Origin of the sequence: Streptomyces sp. NBC_01549 (assembly GCF_026339955.1) — a bacterium.
GTDB lineage: Bacteria > Actinomycetota > Actinomycetes > Streptomycetales > Streptomycetaceae > Streptomyces.
The window spans coordinates 1,809,110-1,833,587 of sequence record NZ_JAPEPW010000001.1 but is presented as its reverse complement, the minus strand read 5'-3'; the positions used below and the strand labels follow the sequence as shown (position 1 = coordinate 1,833,587).

Sequence of the window (24,478 nt, the reverse complement as noted above, 5' to 3'; positions counted from 1 at the left end):
ACAACTTCTGTTATTCGGCGCAAACTGCTGAAAGCAGACGGTCGTTGGGGTTACTGTCAGTTTCGTGTTCGCTGCAGAACGTCGCCAATTGATCCTCGAAATGGTGCGAGCGAACGGGGCCGTGTCGCTCCGTGAGCTCGCCCGCGTCGTCCAGACCTCCGAAGTGACCGTACGGCGGGACGTGCGCGCACTGGAGGCAGAAGGACTCCTCGACCGCCGGCATGGCGGTGCGGTATTGCCGGGCGGGTTCACGCGGGAGTCCGGCTTTCCGCAGAAATCGCATCTCGCGACCGCCGAGAAGACGGCCATCGCCGATCTCGCCGCGGGTCTCGTCGAAGAGGGCGAGGCCATCGTGGTGGGCGCGGGCACCACCACGCAGGAGCTGGCGCGCCGGCTCGCGCGGGTGCCCGGGCTGACCGTCGTCACCAACTCCCTGCTGGTGGCACAGGCGCTGGCCCATGCCAACCGCGTCGAGGTCGTGATGACCGGCGGCACCCTGCGCGGTTCCAACTACGCCCTGGTCGGCAGCGGCGCCGAGCAGTCCCTCCAGGGGCTGCGGGTCTCGCGGGCCTTCCTCTCCGGCAGTGGGCTGACCGCCGAGCGCGGCCTGTCCACCTCCAACATGCTGTCGGCGTCCGTCGACCGCGCGTTGGTGCAGGCCGCCGCGGAGGTCGTCGTCCTCGCCGACCACACCAAGCTCGGCACCGACACCATGTTCCAGACGGTGCCGACCGATCTGATCACCCGCCTGGTCACGGACGAGCCGCCCGCGCACGACGACCGAGCGGCCACCGAACTGCAGGCCCTGGCGGACCAGGGCGTACAGATCGCGGTGGCCGGGCAGTCGGGTGCCGGCGCGGGAGGAGACACGGCCCCGGCGGGGCGCCAGCCGCGCCGGGACATGCCCCTCCCCGGTCCGCGCCGCGGCCAGGTGCCGGGTGCGGGGCCGCAGTTGCGCAGCGCTACCGTCCTGGGCGAGCAGTCACCGGGAGAGCGGGCGCGAGTGGCGGATTTGCGCCGCCGCTGACCGATTCGACCGGCGTGCCCCGGCGCTGACGGGGCCGGGAGCGCGGTACCCACCCACCCGGCCCGGGCTCACGGCCGTCGGGCGTGGATTGCGTGGGCCGTATGGCGTACGCCGGGCACCCTCCACTCGACCGTCACCCCGGCCGCGATACGGGGACGCGGCCCAGCTCACGGTCCACGGGGGCGGTTCATCCGCGTATATCCCGGCTTGCGACGGCTCCGCGTCCACCCGCAACCTGTCCCTGACACGGCGACGGGAGGCGGTGACGCACAGGTGAACGACGGATCGCGCCGTTCGCACCGGCGACGGATGCGGTACGTCGTGCTGGGAAGTCGGCCCGCCCGAGGAGTGGGGGCGGTGGCACGGGCCCGTACGGCGGGGACGGCGATCCGGCGTACCGCGGAGCGCGCCGACGCGCCGGTGAACCAGGGGCTGCGGGTGGCCGCGGCGTACGCATGGCGACTGCTGGTGCTCGGGGCGGCCGTGTACGCGGCCTTCAAGATCCTGGGCCGGCTGCAACTGGTCGCCGTGGCGCTGTTCCTCGCGCTGGTCGTGACCTCGGTGCTGCGTCCCCTCGCCGATCTGCTGGCGCGGCACGTGCCCCGGCCGCTGGCCGTCGTGGTGAGCGTGGTGGGCAGCCTGGTACTGGTGCTCGGGCTGCTGGCACTGGTCGGCAGCCTGGTCGCGAGCGAGTCGGGCCGATTGGGGCAGCAGTTCGCCGGGGGCATCGACCGGATCCAGCGGTGGCTGGAGGGCCCTCCCTTCCGCGTCCGCCCCACCGTGCTGTCGGATCTTCAGGGCAAGGTGACGAAGTACCTCTCGGAGCACCGCTCCACACTCATCAGCAGCGCGCTCAGCGGCGTCGGGCGGGCGGTGGAGGTACTGACCGGAGCGGTGCTCGCCCTGTTCTGCTCGCTGTTCTTCATCCACTCCGGGGACAGGTTCTGGCACTGGTTCCAGGGCCTGCTGCCCGAGAGCGCCCGGGATGGCTGGGGCCGCGCGGGACGGGTCGCGTGGCGGACGTTCGCCGGATACACCCGCGGCATCATCATCGTGGCCGCCACCAACGCCGTACTGGTCGGGATCGCCCTGTTCGCGCTGCGCGTGCCGCTGGCCCTGCCGCTGACCCTGCTGGAGTTCTTCGCCGCGTTCATCCCGCTGGTGGGCTCGCCCATCGCGCTGGCCGTGGCCACGGTCGTCGCGCTCGCCTCACGAGGGCCGGTCGTCGCGCTCGCGGTGCTCGCCCTGATCGTGGTCGTCGGCCAGATCGAGGGCCATGTCCTGCACCCGCTCGTGCTGAGCTGGGCGGTCCGGCTGCACCCGGTGGTCGTGGCCGTGTCCGTCATCGGGGGCGGCATCCTCGCCGGGGTGATCGGCGCGGTCGTGGCCGTCCCGATGGTGTCGGTCGCCTGGTCCGTGAGCGGCGCGATGCGGGCCCGGCCCGAGCCGGACCATCCCGGCCGCTCACCCGGCTGACACGGGCGCGAGCACCTGCTCGACGTCGCCCCTCCGCAGGGGGACGCTTTCCCGCCCCCCGGGGGAAAGCCGAAGCGCCCGGGTGACCGACTGCTCAGTCCCCCGGGCGCTTCGGATGCCGTACGGCCGTGTCTCAGTCCTTGATCTCGCAGATCACGGCGCCGGAGGTGATGGACGCGCCGACCTCCGCGCTCAGGCCCTTGATGGTGCCGGAGCGGTGGGCGTTGAGGGGCTGTTCCATCTTCATGGCCTCCAGGACGACGACGAGGTCGCCCTCCTTGACCTCCTGGCCCTCCTCGACCGCGACCTTGACGATCGTGCCCTGCATCGGCGAGGCGAGGGTGTCGCCGGAGGCCACCGGGCCGGACTTCTTCGCGGCGCGGCGCTTCGGCTTGGCGCCGGCGGCGAGGCCGGTGCGGGCCAGGGACATGCCCAGCGAGGACGGCAGCGAGACCTCCAGGCGCTTGCCGCCGACCTCGACGACGACCGTCTCGCGCCCCGGCTCCTCGTCGGCCTCCGTGTCCGCGGGGGCCGTGAAGGCGGGGATCTCGTTGACGAACTCGGTCTCGATCCAGCGGGTGTGGACCGTGAACGGGTCGGCGGATCCGGTCAGTTCGGGGCCGAAGGCCGGGTCCTGGACCACCGCGCGGTGGAACGGGATGGCCGTCGCCATGCCCTCGACCTGGAACTCCTCCAGGGCGCGGGCGGCGCGCTGGAGCGCCTGCTCGCGGGTGGCGCCGGTGACGATCAGCTTGGCGAGCAGGGAGTCCCAGGCCGGGCCGATCACACTGCCGGACTCGACGCCCGCGTCCAGGCGCACGCCCGGACCCGACGGCGGGGCGAACAGCGTCACCGTGCCGGGGGCGGGCAGGAAGTTGCGCCCCGGGTCCTCGCCGTTGATGCGGAACTCGAAGGAGTGGCCGCGCAGGACGGGGTCGCCGTAGCCGAGTTCCTCGCCGTCGGCGATGCGGAACATCTCGCGGACCAGGTCGATGCCGGCGACTTCCTCGGTGACCGGGTGTTCGACCTGGAGGCGGGTGTTGACCTCGAGGAAGGAGATCGTGCCGTCCATGCCGACGAGGAACTCCACCGTGCCGGCGCCGACGTAGCCGGCTTCCTTGAGGATCGCCTTGGAGGAGGAGTACAGCTCCGCCACCTGGGCCTCGGACAGGAACGGCGCGGGGGCCTCCTCCACCAGTTTCTGGTGGCGGCGCTGGAGCGAGCAGTCACGCGTGGACACGACGACGACATTGCCGTGGGTGTCGGCCAGGCACTGGGTCTCGACGTGGCGGGGCTTGTCGAGGTAGCGCTCGACGAAGCACTCGCCGCGGCCGAACGCGGCCACCGCCTCACGGACGGCGGAGTCGTACAGCTCGGGAACCTCTTCGAGGGTGCGGGCGACCTTCAGACCGCGTCCGCCGCCGCCGAAGGCGGCCTTGATCGCGATCGGCAGCCCGTGCTCCCGCGCGAAGGCGACGACCTCGTCGGCGCCGCTGACCGGGTCGGGGGTGCCCGCGACGAGGGGGGCTCCGGCGCGCTGGGCGATGTGGCGGGCGGCGACCTTGTCGCCGAGGTCACGGATGGCCTGCGGGGGCGGGCCGATCCACGTCAGGCCCGCGTCCAGGACCGCCTGGGCGAACTCGGCGTTCTCCGACAGGAAGCCGTAGCCCGGGTGGATGGCGTCCGCGCCGGAGTCCTTGGCGGCCTGGAGGACCTTGGCGATGTCCAGGTAACTGGTGGCGGGGGTGTCACCGCCCAAAGCGAACGCCTCGTCCGCCGCCCGGACATGCAAAGCGTCCCTGTCTGGTTCCGCATACACGGCAACGCTCGCGATCCCGGCATCCCGGCACGCCCGGGCCACGCGGACAGCGATTTCGCCACGGTTGGCGATGAGCACCTTGCGCACGATGGCTCCCTCCTTGAAACAAGCCGAGTTTAGGGACTGCCGACACGACCTTTCGACCCGTCCCCAATGGTGAGCTTGCCCACACGGAGCGTGATTCGAGGCTCGCTCGACCCGCGAGATCCCTTGTCACACCGCGGTACGCAGCAATCCTTGGCTGAACCCTAGCCCTCCTGTGTGGCCAAGGTCTCTGTGCGGCCGTGCTGCGCCGCACAGCGTTTCTTTGTGGAGTCCCTACGAATGGCCCAATGATTCTTTGCCCGCGGCCGAACCCTTGTCCCGGCGTTTACCCGTTAGTAGCGTTCGGGAGGTCTCGAACATACTTGGGGTAACAGCACTCGGAAGTGGGTGGGGACCGGTGGTGCGCAGACCGGTGGCGTGGGTGGCGGCGATCGTGCTCTTCGTGGAGGCGATCGGCATCGCGCTGCTGAACTGGTTCCTCGGCGTGGTCGTCGACCGCCAGGACATGTCCCTGGCGGGTCTGGACTCGGACATGATGTCCGTCTCGTCGAAGGTCGGGGGGCTGCTCTTCGGCCTCTACTTCGCGCTGTGCGGCGTCGCCGCGCTGCTCGTCGCGGTGCGCGGCCGCGGGCCGGGCCTCTTCGGCCGCATCCTGCTGACCAGCGCCGCGGTGGTGCACGGTCTGCTCGGCGCGTTCACCGTGGGTCTGGTCGGCTGGGGCGCGTTCGTGTTCATGATGGTGGTGCTCGCGCTGATCGTTTTCACTCTGTTGGCGTTCGACCGCGGGGTGGGTCCCGCCGACGCCGCGCCGGGCGACGGCGCGGGCGGCAAGGACGGAAACGGAGACACGAACGGCGGAATGAACGGTGGTACGAACGGCGGTACCGGGGGATCCCCGGTCACGGCGCCCCCGACGCCGACCGTGTCCTGATCACTTCTCCCGCGGGGTCCACAACTCGGTGATGCCCACTCCCAGTTCGGCCAGCAGGTGGCGCACCAGCGGCAGTGAGATGCCGATGACGGTGCCGTGGTCGCCGTCGATGCCCTCGATGAACGGGGCCGAGCGGCCGTCGAGCGTGAAGGCCCCGGCGACATGGAGCGGCTCGCCCGAGGCGACGTACGCGGCGATCTCGGCGTCGGTCGGCTCGCCGAAGCGGACCACCGTGGACGCGGTCGCCGACGCGTAGCGCTTGGCGGTCGTGTCGTAGACGCAGTGACCCGTCTGGAGGGTGCCGACCCGGCCGCGCATGGCCTTCCAGCGCGCGGTGGCCTCCTCGGCGTCCGCGGGCTTGCCCAGCGCCTCGCCGTCCAGGTCGAGAACCGAGTCGCAGCCGATCACCAGGGCGCCCTGGACCTCGGGCCTGGCGGCCACGACGGAGGCCTTGGCCTCGGCCAGGGCGAGCGCGAGTTCGGCGGGGGTCGGGGCGGAGACGGCGTCCTCGTCGACGCCGCTCACGATGACCTCGGGGTCGAGTCCGGCCTGGCGCAGCAGTCCGAGCCGGGCGGGGGACTGCGAGGCGAGCACGAGGCGGCGGCGCGGCTGATCAGTCATGCGGTCAGGGTATCGGCGCGGGCGTGTCGCGCTCCATCGCGTCGTGTCACATCACGCCGAGGACGATCATCGCGAGCAGCATGGCCAACGCCATGAGGAGGCCGAGCCGCCGCAACATCTCCTGCATGTCGCGCAGTTCCTTCGGCGGCTCGTTCTCCGGGTCGGACCACAGCATGCCCTCGATCGTGCGGTGGCGAGGGTTCCGGGCGCCTGAGTACGCGTACTCAACTTGCGCGAACAGCCGCCGCGCAAGCCCGCGCCGGTGGACCTCGACGGGGTGCGGGCCGACCCGGGAATCCGGATCGGCTACGGCCCCCTGACGGCCCTAGGCGGGCCAGTAGGTGCGTGTCCATGCCGCGGGGCCCGGCTGGGGCAGCGGCTGGGTGGCTATGCGGGACGGGTCCGACCAGGAGTCACGGGTGCCGGGCGCGCCGGGCGGCGTGGTGGCCGCCGCCGCGGCGCGCGCTCGGACCACCGCCAGGGCGGCGGCCAGCTCCTCCGGGGTCGGATTGCCCCGTACGACCTTGATCGTCATGTCTGCTCCCAAGGGTCCGGGGTTCTAGAGCGGGATGTTGCCGTGCTTCTTCGGAGGGAGTGATTCCCGCTTCGTGCGCAGCTGACGCAGACCCCGTACGACGTGGGAGCGGGTGTCGGACGGCATGATCACCGCGTCGATGTAGCCGCGCTCGGCCGCCGTGTAGGGGTTGAGGAGGGTGTCCTCGTACTCCCGGATCAGGCGGGCCCGGGTGGCCTCGGCGTTTCCGGTGCTCTCGGCGTCGGCGATGGTACGGCGGTGCAGGATGTTCACCGCGCCCTGCGCGCCCATCACGGCGATCTGGGCGGTCGGCCAGGCGAGGTTGAGATCCGCGCCCAGGTGCTTGGAGCCCATGACGTCGTAGGCGCCGCCGAAGGCCTTGCGGGTGATGACCGTGATGAGCGGGACGGTCGCCTCGGCGTACGCGTAGATCAGCTTGGCGCCGCGGCGGATGATGCCCGTGTGCTCCTGGTCGACGCCCGGGAGGAAGCCGGGCACGTCAACGAAGGTGATGACGGGGACGTTGAAGGCGTCGCAGGTGCGCACGAAGCGGGCCGCCTTCTCGCTCGCGTCGATGTCCAGGCAGCCGGCGAACTGCATCGGTTGGTTGGCGACGATGCCGACCGGGTGGCCCTCGACCCGTCCGAAGCCGGTGAGGATGTTCGGCGCGAACAGCGCCTGGGTCTCGAAGAACTCGGCGTCGTCCAGGATGTGTTCGATCACCGCGTGCATGTCGTACGGCTGGTTCGCGCTGTCCGGCACGATCACGTCCAGCTCGCGGTCCTCGTCCGTGAGGGCGAGGTCCGCCTCCTCCGGGAAGACCGGGGGCTCGCTGAGGTTGTTGGACGGCAGGTACGACAGCAGCTGCTTGACGTACTCGATGGCGTCCTTCTCGTCGCCCGCCATGTGGTGGGCCACGCCCGACACCGCGTTGTGGGTGCGCGCGCCGCCGAGCTCCTCGAAGCCGACGTCCTCACCCGTCACCGTCTTGATGACGTCCGGACCCGTGATGAACATGTGCGAGGTCTGGTCGACCATGATCGTGAAGTCGGTGATCGCGGGGGAGTACACCGCGCCGCCCGCGCAGGGGCCGACGACGAGCGAGATCTGCGGGATGACGCCGGACGCGTGGGTGTTGCGGCGGAAGATCTCGCCGTACATGCCGAGCGCGCTGACGCCTTCCTGGATACGGGCGCCGCCGGAGTCGTTGATGCCGATGACCGGACAGCCGGTCTTCAGCGCGAAGTCCATCACCTTCATGATCTTCTGGCCGAAGACCTCGCCCAGGGCGCCGCCGAAGACGGTGAAGTCCTGGGAGAAGACGGCGACCGGGCGGCCGTCGACCATGCCGTAGCCGGTGACGACACCGTCGCCGTAGGGCCGGTTGTTCTCCATGCCGAAGTCGGTCGAGCGGTGCTGGGCGAACTCGTCCAGCTCGACGAACGAGCCCTCGTCGATCAGCAGCTCGATCCGCTCACGGGCCGTCAACTTGCCCTTGGCGTGCTGCTTTTCGACAGCGCGTGCCGAGCCGGCGTGCGTCGCTTCCTGCACGCGGCGCCGCAGGTCCGCGAGTTTGCCCGCGGTCGTGTGGATGTCGGGGTGGTGCAGCTCTTCCGGCTCGGACATCGGGGTGCGGCTCCCTGCCTGCTCAGTGGGAAAATGAGGGTGACGTGCTCAGGGGGTTGCTACTGACTCGTAGGGTAGTGGTGCCGATACGGTTCGGCAGTGCGGCGTTTACCACACTCCCCCTCTGGTTTCAGCGGGGACGAGATCTCCGGATCAGGCCGCGGAGAGACCGGGACCGGCCATAGGATGGGTACCTCGCGGCGGGACACGCCGGAGGGGTGACATCACGAGAGTGATCGAGCGCCCGTGAACCTCAGCCCGGCAGGGCTGGAATCCGTCCCCATCTCGCGGGGCGGAGGATGTCAAACCTAGGCTGGGTTGCATGACGACGCCACCAGGTGCAGAAGGAAGCCCCTCCGACGGGCACGGTGAGTCGAGGTCGGACCGGTGGTCCGACCTCTCCCGTCCGCCGCTCAACGCCACCGCCCTGCGCCGGGCCCTGGTCCGCGAGGACGGGCTCTGGTGCGATGTCGAGGTCGTGCAGCGCACCGGGTCCACCAACTCCGACCTCGTCGCCCTCGCCACGGGGGAGGAGAAGGCCGACGAGGGCGCCGTCCTCGTAGCCGAGGAGCAGAACGCCGGGCGGGGCCGCCTGGACCGCCAGTGGACCGCACCGGCCCGCTCGGGCCTCTTCTTCTCCGTGCTGCTGAAGCCCACCGGGGTCCCCGTCGAGCGCTGGGGCTGGCTGCCGCTGCTCACCGGGGTCGCGGTGGCCACGGCCCTGTCCCGGGTGGCGGGCGTCGACACGGCGCTCAAGTGGCCCAACGACCTGCTGGTCACCGTGGACGGCGAGGAGCGCAAGGCCGGCGGCATCCTCGCCGAGCGTGCCGGGAGCGACGCGGTCGTCGTCGGCATCGGTATCAACGTCACCCTGCGCGCGGACGAACTCCCCGTGCCCGGCGCGGGCTCCCTCGCCCTCGCGGGCGCCACGACCACGGACCGTGACACCGTGCTGCGGGCCGTCCTGCGCTCCCTGGAGCAGTGGTACGAGAAGTGGCGCGCTGCGGGTGGCGACCCCGTCGCCTCCGGTCTCCAGGAGACGTATGCCGCGGGATGCGCGACCCTCGGAAGAGTGGTGCGGGCCGAACTTCCCGGCGGCACGTCGATCACCGGGGAAGCGGTGGCGGTGGACGGGGACGGACGTCTGGTCCTGGCCACGGAGGAGGGTGTACAGCAGCCGGTGGGAGCGGGGGACATCGTCCATCTGCGGCCGGCGTGAGTCGAGGAGGGCGGCGGACCGTACTCAGCCGTGGGGCCCGGAACCGATCGTGGTGCCGAGCCCCGACCGGGCGTACGAGTCAGGAGTGAGCCAGCGCACACCTGCCGTAGAGTTGAGCGCGGTCGATACCTGACCGCGGCAGATCGGAAGGGCAGCAGGCGTGACCGTCGACGACACGGGCTCCGGCACGGGTGCGCACCCCGCCCCCGACGGTGAGCCGGGGCGTACCGCCGGGTCGGTCACCGACCCGGCGCCCGCACGCGTCGACACCCACGATGCGGACGACACGAGCGGCGCGCAGGGCCCGCACGGCGCGAACGGGCGGGGGGACGCGGGCGCACGCGTGGACACGAACGGTGACACGGCCGGCGAGAAGACCGGTGGCACGGCCGGTGGGACGGCCAGCGGCACGACCGGCGGGAAGACCGGTGGGACGGCCGGCGAGAAGACCGGTGGCACGACCGGCGGGAAGACCGGTGAGACGACCGGGTGGATGGACGGACGCAGCCGCCTGGACGCGCAGAACCGGATGGACGAGCAGTTCGCCGACTCCGGCGAGGACCCCCTCGCGCTCCGCCTCGAAACGCTCATCCTCGGCGCCGAGCGCCGCTACACCCCCTTCCAGGCCGCCCGCAGCGCCGGTGTCTCCATGGAACTGGCCTCCCGCTTCTGGCGGGCCATGGGCTTCGCCGACATCGGCCAGGCCAAGGCGCTGACGGAGGCCGACGTGCTGGCGCTGCGGCGTCTCGCGGGTCTCGTCGAGGCGGGCCTGCTGAGTGAGGCGATGGCCGTCCAGGTCGCCCGCTCCACCGGACAGACCACGGCCCGCCTGGCCGAATGGCAGATCGACTCCTTCCTGGAGGGCTTGACCGAGCCCCCCGAACCGGGCATGACGCGCACCGAGGTCACGTACCCCCTGATCGAGCTGCTCCTGCCCGAGCTGGAGGAGTTCATCGTCTACGTCTGGCGGCGCCAGCTCGCCGCCGCGACCGGCCGGGTCGTCCAGGCCGGCGACGACGAGGAGATGGTCGACCGCCGTCTCGCCGTCGGCTTCGCGGACCTCGTCGGCTTCACGCGGCTGACGCGCCGGATGGAGGAGGAGGAACTCGGCGAGCTCGTCGAGGCCTTCGAGACCACCGCCGCCGACCTGGTGGCCGCGCACGGGGGGCGCCTCATCAAGACCCTCGGCGACGAGGTGCTGTACTCCGCGGACGACGCCGGGGTCGCCGCCGAGATCGCCCTGCGCCTCATCGAGACGATGGCCAACGACGAGACGATGCCGGAGCTGCGCGTCGGCATAGCCTTCGGCACCGTGACGACCCGCATGGGCGACGTCTTCGGTACGACGGTGAACCTCGCCTCGCGTCTTACGTCGATAGCGCCACGGGATGCCGTCCTGGTGGACGGCGCCTTCGCGGAGGAACTCATCCGCACCGGGGACGCGCCCGCCTCCGAGGCGGAGGCCGCCGAGGCCGCGGCCGCCGCGGAGAAGGAGGGCGAGGAGCCGCCCGACTACCACTTCGCCCTCCAGCCGATGTGGCAGCGCCCCGTCCGTGGCCTCGGCGTGGTCGAACCGTGGCTACTGGCCCGCCGCGACGGCGACCAGCCCTGAGGCCTGTCTCTTTCGACGCCCTCCGGTTCGACGTCCTAATGGGTCAATGCCCTCCGGCGGGGCCCGCCAGATCGTTCACGCAGATACCGACGATCGGCACGCACAGACCCGGCGCGCTCTGGCTGGGCGACGGGGCCGGGGCGCGGGTGGTGGGGCTCGGGGCCGATGGCTGCTGCGTATGTGGCTGCGACGGTACGGCGACGGGTGCGGTCGGGATGCCGGTCGTGTCCGGCACGCTTTCCGCGGGGGCGTTCGCCCGGGCGGACGGGATCGCCGCCGCCGATGACGGTGCGGCCGCCGACGGTGCCCTGGGCGCTGGGCTTGTACCCGAGGCCGGGGTCGCGCTCACCGCGACCTGTGCGGGGGTCGCGCCCTGGGACGCGGGATGCGTGGAGGGCGTGGCCCAGACGGTCGGCGCGGCGTCGAGCGCCTCGCCCGTGGCGACTCCGGGCCTCGGCTCGGCCTCCGTGTTCCCGGCCCCGCCGCCTACCACCGACTCCGGCGCCATCCGCGCCAGGCTCAACGCCCCCGCGGCCAGCGCGAGCCCACCCACGGCGAACAGCACCCGCCGGGGCCGCGGCTTACGGTGCCGTCCCCGCCCGGACCGTCCCCAGCCCGTACCAGCCGCCTCGTCCTCCACACCGGCCCCACCGACCGCCACGGGATGGGTCACCGCGCCGTCGGGTGCCGTACGGCGGGGCGCCGCGCCGTCGGCCCCCGCCGGGTCCGCGGACGCGCCACCGGTCGGTGCACGGCCGTCCGGTGGATCAGCCGTCGCCGTGCGGCCCGCCGGAGCGCCGCCGGGTGCCGCGGGCCCCGCCGCGGGGAGGCCGCCCGGCAGCCGGGTGATCAGCGGGTTGGCGGTCGCCGCACGCCCCGCCCGGCGGGTCGCCGCGTCGCGGACCCCCGCGGACACGCCTCGGTCGCCCGGTGTGCCGGCTCCGACCGCCGTGCGGGCGCCCGGAGCGCCGCCGGGCGCGGAGAGAGCGGCCGCCGACCCCACCGACGCGGCCGCCGCACCCCCGAAGAATCCCGCCGCACCCCGGAACGAACCGACCGCACTCCCGGAGGATCCCGTCGCCCCCGTGGAGGATCCCGCTGGCCGCCCGGAGGAACCGGCCGCACCCCCGGAGGGCCCCGTTCCCGGAGAGACCGGTGAGCGCCATGCCGTGGGCAGTGTGTACGGGGTCCACGGAGTGTCCGGTGGCTCCTTAGTCACGTCTGTTGTCGTGCCGTTCGTCATGGTCATCCCTCCCCGATGTGCCTGCGTCCCCCGAAGCGCCGGGCGGTGCGCAGGTTATGCGTCTTTTGGGGGCGTGGGGCGGGAGTTGGGCGGGATGTCACTCGAACGGGGAGCGGCAGTCGAAGGGAGGGGAGGGTACGGGTTTCGCGGGGCGGGGGCGGCTGCGATGATCGGAGGCGTCGGGAGTTAACCCGCGTTAACCGTTCACCGGGAGGGCGTCATGGCGGAGCAAGGGGACGAGCGGCGGTTCGGAGAGTTCGTCGTCGTACGGCGGCACGAGCACGTCGCGGAGCTCGCCCTCGACCGGCCGAAGGCCATGAACGCCGTGTCCACGGACATGGCCCGTTCCGTCACGGCCGCCTGCGAGGCGCTCGGCCGCGAGCGAGACGTACGCGTGGTCGTGCTGACCTCCACCGCCGAGCGCGCCTTCTGCGTCGGCGCCGACCTGAAGGAGCGCAACTCCTTCAGCGATGCCGACCTGGTCCGGCAGCGCCCCGTCGCGCGGGCCGCGTACACCGGCGTCCTGGAGCTGCCGATGCCGACGATCGCCGCCGTGCACGGCTTCGCGCTCGGCGGCGGCTTCGAGCTCGCCCTGTCCTGCGACCTGATCGTGGCCGACCGTACGGCGGTGCTCGGGCTGCCCGAGGTGTCGGTCGGGGTGATCCCCGGAGGCGGCGGCACGCAGTTGCTGCCGCGGCGGGTCGGGGCGGCCCGCGCGGCCGAGCTGATCTTCTCCGCGCGACGGCTGGAGGCGGCCGAGGCGCGGGAGTTGGGCCTCGTCGACGAACTCGTGGACGCGGGCCGTGACCGTGCCGAAGCCCTCACGCTCGCCGCCCGCATCGCCGCCAACTCCCCCGTCGGCCTGCGCGCCGCCAAGCGCGCGCTGCGGCTCGGGCAGGGGCTCGACCTGCGCGCGGGCCTGGAGGTGGAGGACGCCGCCTGGCGGTCCGTCGCCTTCTCGGGGGACCGCGCGGAGGGAGTCGCCGCCTTCAACGAGAAGCGCAAGCCGCAGTGGCCGGGGGAGTAGTCCCCGGCGCTTCCCGGCGCCCTCCGGCCGGTACGGCCACTCGGACCCCTGTTCGCCCTACTAATGTCCCGAATCACCGTGAATATCCCTAGCCTGGAGTGATGGGTGAGGACAGACGGCTGAGGGCCGTGGTGGAGCTGGCGCAGGGGATGGCGGCGGCGCACACCCCACGCGAGTCCTGGCGGGCCGCGGCGCTCGGCGCCTGCCACGCGCTCGCCGGGAGCTTCGCCGCGCTCTCCGTGTGGGAGCGCGAGCTCGGCCGGCTGCGGGTCCTGGCGAACGTGGGCGAACGCGCGCCGGACGAGGAGGAGTTCCCGGAGGCGGAGGCCTACCCCGTGCACCAGTTCCCGGAGATCACCGAGTTCCTGCACGAGCGCTGGGCCGGGGGCGGCGGCCCGAACGCCTGGGTGGAGACCGCGGGCGGGCCGGCGGCCGGTCCCGCCGGGTACTGCCACCAGCGCGTCGCGGCCCTGCGCAAGCGCGGCCGCGGCTGCTGCGTCGTCGCCCCGATCGTGCTGCACGGGCGGGCGTGGGGCGAGCTGTATGTGGCCCGCCCGGCCGCGGTCCCCGTCTTCGACCGGGCCGACGCGGACTTCGCGACCGTGCTGGCGTCCGTGGTCGCCGCCGGGATCGCCCAGACCGAGCGTCTGGAGGAGGCCCGGCGTCTCGCGTTCACGGACGCCCTCACCGGGCTCGCCAACCGCCGCGCCGTCGACGTACGTCTGGACGAGGCCATCGAGCTGCACCGGCAGGAAGGGGCCGCGGTCAGTCTCGTCGTCTGTGACCTCAACGGACTCAAGAACGTCAACGACACCCGCGGGCACGCCGTCGGCGACCGGCTCCTGGAACGGTTCGGGTCGGTGCTGTCGCTGTGCGGGGCGATGCTCCCGGGCACCCTCGCCGCCCGCCTCGGCGGTGACGAGTTCTGTCTGCTCGCGGTCGGGCCGCCGGCCGACGAGGTCGTCCGCATCGCCGACGAACTGTGCCGCCGCGCCGCCGAGTTGGAGCTGGGGGAGGGGGTCGCGTGCGGGGTCGCCTCGACCGCGGACCCGATCGGTCCGGTGCGCTCGGCGCGGCGGCTCTTCAGGCTGGCCGACGCCGCGCAGTACCGCGCGAAGGCGGTACGGGCCGCGAAGCCCGTCGTCGCCGGGCGCGAGGGACCGGACGACCCGGTCGTACGCCTCGCCGACGCGCCCTCCCCGATGCGGGGCGAACGTCGCCGCTTCCGGGGGCGGCACGAGCACCCCCGTCCCTGAGTTCTCGCGGGCGTGTGTGACGTAGGCCGAAGTAAGGGGTCAACCGGGCACCCACTAGTGACATCATCGAATTCACTGCGTACGCTCCTGAATATGGATATGCACACTGTGGTGGTGGGGACGTCCGGAGTGACCGCGTCCGACGTACTCGCCGTGGCGCGCGACGGCGCCCGGATCGAGCTCTCCGGCGAGGCGGTGGCGGCCCTCGCCGCGGCCCGCGAGATCGTGGACGCGCTGGCCGCCAAGCCGGAGCCGGTCTACGGCGTCTCCACCGGGTTCGGCGCCCTCGCGACCCGGCACATCAGCCCGGAGCTGCGCGCCCAGCTGCAGCGCAACATCGTCCGCTCGCACGCCGCCGGGATGGGCCCGCGCGTGGAGCGCGAGGTCGTCCGCGCGCTGATGTTCCTGCGGCTCAAGACCGTCTGCTCCGGGCACACCGGTGTGCGGCCCGAGGTCGCCCAGACCATGGCCGACATCCTCAACGCCCGGATCACCCCGGTCGTCCACGAGTACGGCTCGCTCGGCTGTTCCGGCGACCTGGCCCCGCTCTCCCACTGCGCGCTGACGCTGATGGGTGAGGGCGACGCCGAGGGCCCCGACGGTGTCGTACGGCCGGCGGGCGAGCTGCTCGCCGAGGTCGGCATCACCCCCGTCGAACTGCGCGAGAAGGAAGGCCTCGCCCTCCTCAACGGCACCGACGGCATGCTCGGCATGCTGGTCATGGCCCTCGCCGACCTGGAGACGCTCTACAAGTCGGCCGACGTCACCGCCGCGCTCTCCCTCGAAGCCCTCCTCGGGACGGACAAGGTGCTCGCCCCCGAGCTGCACGCGATCCGCCCGCACCCCGGACAGAGCGCCAGCGCCGCCAACATGCTGGCCGTGCTGAAGGGCTCGGAGCTCACCGGCCACCACCAGGGCGACGCCCCGCGCGTCCAGGACGCCTACTCCGTGCGCTGCGCCCCGCAGGTCGCGGGCGCCGGCCGCGACACCCTCGCGCACGCCCGCACGGTCGCCGAGCGCGAGCTCGCCTCCGCCGTGGACAACCCGGTCGTGCTGCCCGACGGCCGCGTCGAGTCGAACGGCAACTTCCACGGCGCCCCGGTGGCCTACGTCCTCGACTTCCTCGCCATCGCCGCCGCCGACCTCGGTTCGATCGCCGAGCGCCGCACCGACCGGCTGCTCGACAAGAACCGCTCGCACGGCCTGCCGCCGTTCCTCGCGGACGACGCGGGCGTCGACTCGGGCCTGATGATCGCGCAGTACACCCAGGCGGCGCTGGTGAGCGAGATGAAGCGCCTCGCCGTACCGGCGTCCGCGGACTCCATCCCCTCCTCCGCCATGCAGGAGGACCACGTCTCCATGGGCTGGTCGGCCGCGCGCAAGCTGCGCACCGCCGTGGACAACCTCACCCGTATCGTCGCGATCGAGCTGTACGCGGCCACCCGCGCGATCGAACTGCGCGAGGGCCTCACCCCGGCCCCCGCCTCGCAGGCGGTCATCGAGGCCGTCCGCGCGGCCGGCGTCCAGGGTCCCGGCCCCGACCGCTTCCTCGCCCCGGACCTGGAGGCGGCGGACGCGTTCGTGCGCGGCGGTCACGTGGTCGCGGCGGTGGAGCCGGTGACCGGTCCGCTCGCGTAGCCTCCGTGTGTCGTACGTGGGCCGGGGATGCTCCCCGGCCCACGGCACCGCGTCGCACACCCGCCCCGGAGTGTGCTACTGTCTCATTGATACGTTTTTGGTACCCATTTACTTTGTGCGCCTGATCGGAATCCTCCGCAGGCGCGTTTTGTTTTACCGGCATCTCCGGCATTTCCCGGTGCATCTCCGGATTGGGGCCCTACCTGTTCAGGAGAACAACATGGCTACTGGCACCGTGAAGTGGTTCAACTCGGAAAAGGGCTTCGGCTTCATCGAGCAGGACGGCGGCGGCCCCGACGTCTTCGCCCACTACTCCAACATCGCCAGCTCCGGCTTCCGTGAGCTGCTGGAGGGCCAGAAGGTCTCGTTCGACGTCGCGCAGGGCCAGAAGGGCCTGCAGGCGGAGAACATCATCCCCGCCTGATTTCGGGGACGCGCTTTTCCAGAGCCGGGGCCCGCACCTTCGGGGTGCGGGTCCCGGCTCGTGCTGTGAGTGCTTGTCAGTAGCGAGCGCTGTGCGTGCAGTCCGTGGGGCCCAGGAAGGAAATCCAGATCCAGCATGACTCGATCCGAACGTCCCGCCCGTAAGCGGCCGGCAAACGCACGTGGTGGCGCCCAGGCCGGCGGCTTCGCGAAGGGCGCGGGCCGCAGCGGCGGCCGTGGCAGTGGCAGTGGCAAGGGCCCGGCCCGCAAGGCCGTGGCGCCGCAGGAGTTCTCCCTGCCCGAGACCATCACCCCGGCGCTGCCCGCCGTCGACTCCTTCGACGCGCTCGACATGCCGGCGGCCCTCACCAAGACGCTTGCCGCGCAGGGCGTCACCGAGCCCTTCCCGATCCAGGGCGCGACGCTGCCCAACTCCCTCGCCGGACGCGACGTCCTGGGCCGGGGCCGCACCGGTTCCGGCAAGACGCTCGCCTTCGGACTCGCCCTGCTGGCCCGTACGGCGGGGCGCCGGGCGGAGTCCAGGGCGCCGCTCGCGCTCGTCCTCGTCCCCACGCGCGAGCTCGCGCAGCAGGTCGACGACGCGCTCACGCCGTACGCCACCGCCGTCAACCTGCGCGTGGCCACGGCCGTCGGCGGGATGTCGATCGGCCGGCAGGCCGGCACGCTGCGCCGTGGCGCCGAGGTGCTCGTGGCCACCCCCGGGCGGCTCAAGGACCTCATCGAGCGTGGGGACTGCGTTCTCGACCAGGTCGCGATCACCGTCCTCGACGAGGCCGACCAGATGGCCGACATGGGCTTCATGCCGCAGGTCACCGCGCTGCTCAAGCAGGTCGAGCCGGGCGGTCAGCGACTGCTCTTCTCGGCCACGCTCGACAAGAACATCGACCGGCTCGTGAAGATGTTCCTCACGGACCCCGTGGTGCACTCCGTGGACCCCTCGGCGGGTGCGGTGACCACCATGGAGCACCATGTGCTCCACGTCGCCGACGAGACCGACAAGAAGGCCGTCGCCCTGCGGATCGCGGCGCGCGACGGCCGGGTGATCCTCTTCGTCGACACCAAGCGCGGCGCCGACCGGTTCACCAAGCGGCTGCTCGCCAACGGTGTCCGGGCGTCCGCGCTGCACGGCGGGCGCAGCCAGCCGCAGCGCAACCGCACCCTGGACCAGTTCAAGAACGGCCAGGTCACCGCGCTCGTCGCCACCAACGTGGCGGCGCGCGGCATTCACATCGACGACCTCGACCTCGTGGTCAACGTCGACCCGCCCACCGACCACAAGGACTACCTGCACCGCGGCGGACGCACCGCCCGGGCCGGTGAGTCCGGCAGCGTCGTCACCCTCGTACTGCCCGAGCAGCGGCGGGAGATGACGCGTCTGATGGCGGACGCCGGCATCACCCCGCGTACGGCGCGGATCACGTCCAGCGACGAGGAACTGGCCCGCCTCACCGGCGCCCAGGAGCCCTCCGGCGTCCCGGTCGTCATCGAGGTGCCGCAGCCGGCCGAGCAGCCGAAGAAGCGGTCGCGGCCGCGGGTCGGAGGCGGGGCGAGGCGCCCTGCCGGTACGGGTTCGGGTTCGGGTTCGGGTTCGGAGTCGCAGGGCCGTCAGCCGCGGCGTACCGCCGGCGGTACGGCCGGTGGCACGGGTGGCGGTACGGGGGGTGCGGGTCGCTCCGGCGGTCGCGGGCGTGCCCCGCAGCAGCGACGTACGGAGCGTGGCGGGCAGGGCGGCGGCGGACGTCGCGCTGCGTAGCTCGGATCGCGTCTGCGGGCCGGTGGGGGCTGGTCGCGCCCACGCGGCGGAGCCGCATATGTGACGGCCTCGCGCCCCTGGGGAGTGCGCCCCCGGGGGCGCACTCCCCAGGGGCGCGGAACTTCTCAGTAGTCGTCGAAGTTGCCCAGGAAGCCCGGGTCGATCTTGTCGAGCTCCAGGCCGGTGCCCCGGTGGAGGTCCATGAGGTCCGACATGTGGACGGCGCGGCGGCGGGCCGCGGGCAGGTCGCGGCGGTTGGCGGCCGTCCACAGGACCGGGGCGAAGGTGATCCCGTGGGATCCCGGCAGGGGCCCCGTCTCGGCGCGCCAGCCGGGCCAGCGCAGGGTGTCGTAGAACTGCTCCGGGGCGCCGTCCATCATCCAGCTGAGCCAAGGCCCGTAGCCCACGCCGAGTGCGTCCCAGCGCAGGGAGTCCGGCGCGAAGTACAGCACCTCGCCGGGACCGCCGGGGCGGTTCGCCTGTGCGGGGTCGGATCCGTTGACCACGAAGACCCCGCCGAGGACGTCATGGGCGACGACCAGCCCGGCCTCCGGCTGCCACGCCGGGTCGAACCGCTCGGGGATGTCGTTGACCTCGGCGAAGCTCGGCGTCCCCGGAGGCGCGTCGTCGTCGGGGCTGCCGTAGATGCGCAGCCAGCCGCTGTCCAGCAGCACCCCGCCGCAGTTGAGCACGAAGGAGCCGAGCCAGGAGCGCGCGGTGAGTTGCAGCTGCAGCAGGGATCCACGGGCCTGCGCCGGGTCCACCGGCAGCACATCCATGGACACCCTGCTGTTGGAGATCGCCTCGGAGAGGAGCGGCCACGCCGGCTCCTCGACATCAGTCAGCTCGGTCAGGTCTCGCATGGGTATCCCGTGGGGTTTCCGGGCCGGAGCGTCGCGCTCAGAAGGCCGCCGCGCGCTCCCGGCGCACCGAGTAGGTCACAAAGCCGGCGCCGAGGCCGAGGAAAAGGGTTCCGCCGACGACGTACGGCGTCGTGTTGACGCTTCCGGTGTCGGCGAGCCGGGTCCCGCTGTCGTTGGACGCGGTGTCGTCGGACCCCGTGTCGTTCGCTGCGGCGTCGCTCGAATCGGCGGCGCCCGACTGGGTGTCGCTCGACTCCGTGGAGGCCTGCACCGCGGTTCTCGACGTGGTGTTCGTCGACATGGTGCCGGCCTGAACAGGCTTTTCCGGAGTCGCGTTGGCGGACGGGACGAACCACAGGGCCCCCAGAAGGGTTCCCGCTGCGGTGGCGGTCAGCAACGAGCGACGAGCGGCGGACACGTAATATCGATCCCCTTGTGGCGCTGGCGAATTGGCCGTGTGGGCCGATGCTAATGAAAGGCGCGGGTCGTGGGAAAGTCGTGAGAGCCACGGGCCGTACGCTCCGTCTCATGAGCACTCCTGAGACATCACGATTTGTCCGGCTTCGCGTGGATCTGGTACTGGAAGTCGACGACGCGGACGCCGTCTCCAAGGCCGCGCTGCGTCGGATCGCGGACGACTCCGGCATGCCGGCCGACGAGCGGGCCCATGCGGAGAACGCAGTGACGGAAGACACTGCGGAGGCCCTCGCCTATCTCGTCGACCCGTTCGACCTGGTCAGCGAGGTGCCCGGGGTCGACCTCGCGCAGGCTTCCTGGAGCAGTGAGCCGATCGACTACGACCCCGATTCGCCGGAATGGGACCTCGACGAGGATGATGGCGACGAGGATGACGACGAGGAAGTCGGAGTCGGCTGAGGCCTCTTGGGGAAAACGTGACCCCGGGTGGCAACCGCCGCCCGGGGTTCTGTCGTCTCTGACGACGCACCGACCACCTCCGCACCAGTGATTCCGGTCCGGCTGTCGGTACCACTCGATCGGGGTCCGGCGGCTCCGGTCGATTCGGTTGACGCTGTGGATCGACGCGGTGTGACCCACATATCAGAAGTATGTGGAACGGGACGAACCGGTCGTAGCGTTGAGGGTTCTTACGGGGCTCATGTGGTTCCAGGTGATTCGGCGACGATGGAGAAGCGTGTGATGACGGACAGTAAGCGGCGCAAGCGACTGATGGCCGCGTCCGCACTGCTCGGCGGAGTGCTGGTGCTCTCTGCGTGCAGCAGTGGGGACGGCAGCAGGGCCAGTGCCTCGGACGGCGAGACCTCGCAGGCCCAGGCCGACGCGGCGGCGGCCAAGAAGAGCTCCCAGGCACAGATCAAGATCACGCCCGCGGACGGTTCCGACAACGCCTCCATCAACAACGCCGCAGCGGTCACCGTGAGCAAGGGCACGCTCCAGGCCGTCACCATGACGACCGAGTCGGGCACGCCCGTCTCCGGTCAGATATCCGCCGACAAGAAGAGCTGGAAGCCCGCGGCCCAGCTCGAGCGCGCCACCACGTACAAGGTCGCCGCCGAGGCCACCGACTCCGCGGGCCTCGTCGCCCACGAGAACGCTTCGTTCACCACGGTCTCCCAGGCCAACAGCTTCATAGGCAACTTCACGCCGGAGGACGGCTCCACGGTCGGCGTCGGCATGCCGGTCTCGATCAACTTCAACAAGGCGATCACGAACAAGGCCGCCGTGCAGAAGGGGATCACCGTCTCCTCCAGCAGCGGCCAGGAGGTCGTCGGCCACTGGTTCAACGCCAACCGTCTCGACTTCCGTCCCGAGAACTACTGGACCGGCGGCTCCACCGTCACCCTCAAGCTCAACCTGGACGGCGTCCAGGGCGCGAGCGGTGTCTACGGCGTGCAGCAGAAGACGGTCACCTTCAAGATCGGCCGCAACCAGGTCTCGATCGTCGACGCCCAGACCAAGACCATGAAGGTCACCCAGGACGGCAAGACGATCAAGACGATCCCGATCTCCTCGGGTTCCCCGGAGCACAAGACGTACCAGGGTCAGATGGTGATCTCCGAGAAGTTCAAGGAGACCCGGATGAACGGTTCGACGGTCGGCTTCACGAAGACCGACGGCAAGGGCGAGTACGACATCAAGGACGTGCCGCACGCCATGCGTCTGTCGAACTCCGGCACCTTCATCCACGGCAACTACTGGGGCGCGAAGTCCATCTTCGGTGCGGTGAACACCAGCCACGGCTGTGTGGGTCTGTCGGACACCAAGGGTGCCGGCGACCCGAACACGCCCGCGGCCTGGTTCTACAACCACTCGCTGATCGGTGACGTCGTGGTCGTCAAGAACACCGGCGACAGGGTCATCGCCCCGGACAACGGCCTCAACGGCTGGAACCTGAGCTGGTCCGCCTGGAAGGCCGGCTCGGCCGCCTAGGCTCGCCTTTGCGGCTAAACCGCCGCCGCTTTCGCGGACGTGGTTGCTCGCCATAGTGGTTCCTCAATTGATGGTTGCGGTCTTCGTCGTTCGAACGTGACGGCTCGTTCGAACGTGACGGCTGCTCAGTACGACGGCCCGCACCCCGCCAGGGGTGCGGGCCGTCGGCCTTGGCGGGTGCACAGGATTCCTCGGCGGCCCACAGGTGAATTCCTGGGCCGCCACAGTCTTCTCATCCTTCTCTTATGCGGGGCTTATCCCTCCATCACGCGCCGTACCTAGCTTTCCGCCATGTTCTTCACCTACCTGAGGCGCGAACTGCGCCGCCGCAGGAAGGCGGCGCTCGTCGTCGCCTCCGGACTCGCCCTGGGCATCGCCCTGGTCATCGTGGTCAGCTCCGTGTCGTCCGGCATGGAGAAGGCGCAGGGCAAGGTCCTCCAGTCGCTGTACGGACTGGGTACGGACATGACCGTCACCAAGGCGGCGGCGCCGGCGACGAGCACCAGCCAGCGTCCGCGCTTCAACTTCGACGCGAACGACAACGGCTCCACCAAGGAGCAGAGCAGCGACCGCGTCATGGTGCAGGGCTTCCAGACCCTGGCCTCCTCCACGGTCACCAAGGTCGACTCCCAGAAGGGCGTCGCGGACTCCGTCGGCGGGCTGAGCCTCCAGGTCATCAAGATCAACGGCCAGTTCACACGGGGTCAGTTCCAGCAGAACCAGAGCGGTGGCACCGGCCAGGGCGGCGGGCGCCCGAACGCCCAGCAGTCCCCGCAGGGCCGTGTCGAGGGCGGCGGCGCCAACTTCGACGTCAACAACTACTCGGTGTACGGCACCGACGTCACCAAGCCCGACCTCGGCCCGCTGACCTCCTCGAAGATCACCAGCGGCCGTACGTTCAAGACGTCCGAGACCGACGCCAAGGTGGTCGTCGCCGACGTCTCGTACGCCAAGGAGCAGAAGCTCAAGGTCGGTTCCACCGTCACCGTCAAGAGCGTCAAGTACAAGGTGATCGGTATCGCCACGCCCGACAGCGGTGACGCGGCGGCCAACCTCTACATCCCGCTCAAGCAGGCGCAGACGCTCAGCGGCTCCAAGGACAAGGTCACCACGATCTACGTCAAGGCGTCGGACTCGCAGCAGATCTCCAGCGTGAAGAGCACCATCCAGAAGAACATCTCGGGGACGACGGTCACCACCTCGGCCGACCTCGCGTCCACCGTCTCCGGCTCCCTCTCCACCGCCTCCAGCCTCGCCTCCAACGTCGGCAAGTGGCTGTCCATCGCGGTGCTCGTGGCCGCGTTCCTGGTCGCCGGTCTGCTCACCTCCTCGGCCGTCTCCCGGCGCGTGCGTGAGTTCGGCACCCTCAAGGCGCTCGGCTGGAAGTCGGGCCGGGTGACCCGGCAGGTCGTCGGTGAGGCCATGGTCAACGGTCTGGTCGGCGGCGCCCTCGGTATCGCGATCGGCCTCGCGGGCGCCTACATCGTCACCGAGATCAGCCCCACCCTGCAGGCGCAGGTGGGCGGTTCGGGCGGCGGCGGAGGCCAGGGCGGCGGTGGCGGCTTCGGTGGCGGTGGCGGCTTCGGCGGTCCCGGCCGGCAGGCCGCGGCCAAGGCCCTCGACGTCACGCTCACCGCGCCCGTCAGCCTCGGCACCATCGTCGGCGCGGTGGCCCTCGCCGTCACCGGTGGTCTGATCGCCGGGGCGTTCGGCGGCTGGCGCGCCTCCCGGCTGCGCCCCGCGGACGCCCTGCGTCGCGTCGAATAGGCCCTTGGGTCTGTCTTTTGGATCAGGCCTGGGCCGCGGGGTCTGGCACGCGCATCTGCGGCGTTGTCGTCGGTCGCCATGGCTCCGCCATGACTTCCTCCTCCGCCTTGCAGCTGCACGCACCAGACCCCGCTCACCGGTGCCGATCAGGCGCCGTTTCCCGAAGCGGCCTGATCCAAAAGACAGGCCCCAGCCCCTGGGCCCCGCCCCCTCAAGGGGGGTGCCCGCTGTCGCCCGCTGTACCGGGCACCCCCTTCACCTCATCCAGGAGTTGCACCATGTACGAACTCAGAGGCGTCACCAAGCGCTATACCCGGGGCAAGGAGACGGTCGACGCGCTCGCCGGTGTCGACCTGACCATCGCGGACGGCGACCGGCTCGTCATCCAGGGCCCCACCGGTGGCGGGAAATCCACCCTTCTCCAGATGCTCGGCGGTCTCGACCGGCCCACCGCGGGCAGCGTCGAACTCGACGGCACGGACATGGCCAAACTGTCCGAGGCGAAGCTCACCAAAGTGCGCAGCGAGAACATCGGATTCGTCTTTCAGAGCTTCAACCTGATTCCCACGCTCACCGCCCAGGAGAACGTGGAGACCGCCCTCGTACCCCTCGGTGTGAAGGTGAAGGAACGGCGGCAACGGGCCGCCGACGCACTGGAGTCGGTGGGGCTCGCCGAGCGGCTCGGGCATCTGCCCGCCGAGCTCTCCGGTGGCCAGCAGCAGCGTGTCGCCATCGCCCGCGCCCTGGTCAAGCAGCCGAAGGTGCTGCTCGCCGACGAGCCGACCGGCAACCTCGACGAGTCCATGCGCGACGAGATCATGGAGGTGCTGGAGACCATGTGGAAGGAGCACGGGCTCACTTTCATCATGGTCACGCACGATTCCGCGATCGCGAAGAAGGCCCCGCGCCTCGCGACGATCCGCAAGGGAAAGATCTCCGTCAAGGAGAACGCGGGTGCTTAAAGAGGCACAAAAGGAGCGTGTGGGGTCTTAGCGAAACAACTCCGTCAACTCTTCACCCTCACCCCGCTATTGAGGGGCGATCACCCCCCGGGCATACTTGCGTATTCCGGGGGGTGTACGTGCATGCGTACGAGACTTCCCCCGACCGGATGAACGGGGATTCGTCCGGACCTGATCTCCAGGGGGAGACTTGCGCAGACAAGTG

At 71.1% G+C, this 24,478-nt stretch carries 22 protein-coding genes; 14 read left to right on the top strand and 8 right to left on the bottom strand.

The window, feature by feature from the left end:
• Window positions 1–64 precede the first annotated feature (64 nt).
• Both OG819_RS07840 and OG819_RS07835 read left to right on the top strand, forming a co-directional pair.
• Window positions 65–1,027, top strand: coding sequence for a DeoR/GlpR family DNA-binding transcription regulator (locus OG819_RS07840; protein WP_266436649.1), 963 nt, complete (start codon window positions 65–67; stop codon window positions 1,025–1,027).
• Window positions 1,028–1,384: 357 nt separating this feature from the next.
• Entirely contained in the window at window positions 1,385–2,503 is a 1,119-nt protein-coding gene (locus tag OG819_RS07835; RefSeq protein WP_323139331.1) for an AI-2E family transporter, read from the top strand.
• Window positions 2,504–2,636: 133 nt separating this feature from the next.
• On the opposite strand, the gene OG819_RS07830 is transcribed toward OG819_RS07835, so the two are convergent.
• On the bottom strand, window positions 2,637–4,409 hold the full coding sequence (locus tag OG819_RS07830) for a biotin carboxylase N-terminal domain-containing protein (protein ID WP_266648632.1): 1,773 nt from the start codon (window positions 4,407–4,409) through the stop codon (window positions 2,637–2,639).
• Between the two features lie 355 nt (window positions 4,410–4,764).
• Between OG819_RS07830 and OG819_RS07825 the strand changes: the two genes are divergently transcribed.
• Entirely contained in the window at window positions 4,765–5,298 is a 534-nt protein-coding gene (locus OG819_RS07825; RefSeq protein WP_266627975.1) for a hypothetical protein, read from the top strand.
• On the opposite strand, the gene OG819_RS07820 is transcribed toward OG819_RS07825, so the two are convergent.
• The 4 genes from OG819_RS07820 to OG819_RS07805 form a co-directional block, all read right to left on the bottom strand.
• Window positions 5,299–5,919, bottom strand: a complete 621-nt coding sequence (locus tag OG819_RS07820; RefSeq protein WP_266648630.1) for a nucleoside triphosphate pyrophosphatase — start codon at window positions 5,917–5,919, stop codon at window positions 5,299–5,301.
• Between the two features lie 46 nt (window positions 5,920–5,965).
• Complete coding sequence (gene mmpB / locus OG819_RS07815) at window positions 5,966–6,094, bottom strand: morphogenic membrane protein MmpB (RefSeq protein ID WP_096239832.1); 129 nt, start codon at window positions 6,092–6,094, stop codon at window positions 5,966–5,968.
• Between the two features lie 150 nt (window positions 6,095–6,244).
• Window positions 6,245–6,454 (bottom strand): acyl-CoA carboxylase epsilon subunit, encoded by a 210-nt coding sequence (locus OG819_RS07810; RefSeq protein ID WP_266436638.1) that lies wholly within the window; start codon window positions 6,452–6,454, stop codon window positions 6,245–6,247.
• 24 nt (window positions 6,455–6,478) lie between these two features.
• The gene (locus OG819_RS07805) at window positions 6,479–8,080 is read right to left on the bottom strand and encodes an acyl-CoA carboxylase subunit beta (protein ID WP_266627978.1); all 1,602 of its coding nucleotides are present in this window, start codon (window positions 8,078–8,080) and stop codon (window positions 6,479–6,481) included.
• Between the two features lie 322 nt (window positions 8,081–8,402).
• Here OG819_RS07805 and OG819_RS07800 point away from each other — a divergent pair, with 322 nt between their 5' ends.
• On the top strand, window positions 8,403–9,299 hold the full coding sequence (locus OG819_RS07800) for a biotin--[acetyl-CoA-carboxylase] ligase (protein ID WP_266648629.1): 897 nt from the start codon (window positions 8,403–8,405) through the stop codon (window positions 9,297–9,299).
• A 529-nt stretch (window positions 9,300–9,828) separates the two neighbouring features.
• On the top strand, window positions 9,829–10,911 hold the full coding sequence (locus OG819_RS07795; RefSeq protein ID WP_266438069.1) for an adenylate/guanylate cyclase domain-containing protein: 1,083 nt from the start codon (window positions 9,829–9,831) through the stop codon (window positions 10,909–10,911).
• Window positions 10,912–10,954: 43 nt separating this feature from the next.
• On the opposite strand, the gene OG819_RS07790 is transcribed toward OG819_RS07795, so the two are convergent.
• Window positions 10,955–12,130 (bottom strand): hypothetical protein, encoded by a 1,176-nt coding sequence (locus OG819_RS07790; protein WP_266648627.1) that lies wholly within the window; start codon window positions 12,128–12,130, stop codon window positions 10,955–10,957.
• Window positions 12,131–12,374: 244 nt separating this feature from the next.
• On the opposite strand from OG819_RS07790, the gene OG819_RS07785 reads away from it, so the two are divergent.
• From OG819_RS07785 to OG819_RS07765, 5 genes are all read left to right on the top strand, one after another.
• Window positions 12,375–13,181 (top strand): enoyl-CoA hydratase/isomerase family protein, encoded by an 807-nt coding sequence (locus tag OG819_RS07785; protein ID WP_266627982.1) that lies wholly within the window; start codon window positions 12,375–12,377, stop codon window positions 13,179–13,181.
• Between the two features lie 101 nt (window positions 13,182–13,282).
• Window positions 13,283–14,437: a sensor domain-containing diguanylate cyclase gene (locus OG819_RS07780; RefSeq protein ID WP_266648625.1), complete on the top strand. Its 1,155-nt coding sequence runs from the start codon at window positions 13,283–13,285 to the stop codon at window positions 14,435–14,437.
• A gap of 99 nt (window positions 14,438–14,536) precedes the next feature.
• Window positions 14,537–16,075 carry a histidine ammonia-lyase gene (gene hutH / locus OG819_RS07775; RefSeq protein ID WP_266652615.1) on the top strand — a complete coding sequence of 513 codons (1,539 nt, stop codon included), beginning with the start codon at window positions 14,537–14,539 and terminating at the stop codon, window positions 16,073–16,075.
• A gap of 220 nt (window positions 16,076–16,295) precedes the next feature.
• Window positions 16,296–16,499: a cold-shock protein gene (locus OG819_RS07770; RefSeq protein WP_028803001.1), complete on the top strand. Its 204-nt coding sequence runs from the start codon at window positions 16,296–16,298 to the stop codon at window positions 16,497–16,499.
• Window positions 16,500–16,634: 135 nt separating this feature from the next.
• On the top strand, window positions 16,635–18,272 hold the full coding sequence (locus tag OG819_RS07765; protein WP_266648624.1) for a DEAD/DEAH box helicase: 1,638 nt from the start codon (window positions 16,635–16,637) through the stop codon (window positions 18,270–18,272).
• 125 nt (window positions 18,273–18,397) lie between these two features.
• Here OG819_RS07765 and OG819_RS07760 read toward each other — a convergent pair whose 3' ends face one another.
• Both OG819_RS07760 and OG819_RS07755 read right to left on the bottom strand, forming a co-directional pair.
• The gene (locus OG819_RS07760) at window positions 18,398–19,135 is read right to left on the bottom strand and encodes a DUF2625 family protein (RefSeq protein ID WP_266648623.1); all 738 of its coding nucleotides are present in this window, start codon (window positions 19,133–19,135) and stop codon (window positions 18,398–18,400) included.
• A gap of 37 nt (window positions 19,136–19,172) precedes the next feature.
• Window positions 19,173–19,553, bottom strand: a complete 381-nt coding sequence (locus tag OG819_RS07755) for a cell wall protein (protein ID WP_266648621.1) — start codon at window positions 19,551–19,553, stop codon at window positions 19,173–19,175.
• A gap of 110 nt (window positions 19,554–19,663) precedes the next feature.
• On the opposite strand from OG819_RS07755, the gene OG819_RS07750 reads away from it, so the two are divergent.
• The 4 genes from OG819_RS07750 to OG819_RS07735 all read left to right on the top strand — a co-directional run bounded on the left by OG819_RS07750 (window position 19,664) and on the right by OG819_RS07735 (window position 24,273).
• Window positions 19,664–20,011, top strand: coding sequence for a hypothetical protein (locus OG819_RS07750; protein ID WP_266648619.1), 348 nt, complete (start codon window positions 19,664–19,666; stop codon window positions 20,009–20,011).
• A gap of 282 nt (window positions 20,012–20,293) precedes the next feature.
• Window positions 20,294–21,544 carry an Ig-like domain-containing protein gene (locus OG819_RS07745; RefSeq protein ID WP_266627994.1) on the top strand — a complete coding sequence of 417 codons (1,251 nt, stop codon included), beginning with the start codon at window positions 20,294–20,296 and terminating at the stop codon, window positions 21,542–21,544.
• Window positions 21,545–21,835: 291 nt separating this feature from the next.
• Window positions 21,836–23,311, top strand: coding sequence for an ABC transporter permease (locus OG819_RS07740; RefSeq protein WP_266627996.1), 1,476 nt, complete (start codon window positions 21,836–21,838; stop codon window positions 23,309–23,311).
• Window positions 23,312–23,589: 278 nt separating this feature from the next.
• Window positions 23,590–24,273, top strand: a complete 684-nt coding sequence (locus OG819_RS07735; protein WP_266436608.1) for an ABC transporter ATP-binding protein — start codon at window positions 23,590–23,592, stop codon at window positions 24,271–24,273.
• Window positions 24,274–24,478: the final 205 nt, after the last annotated feature.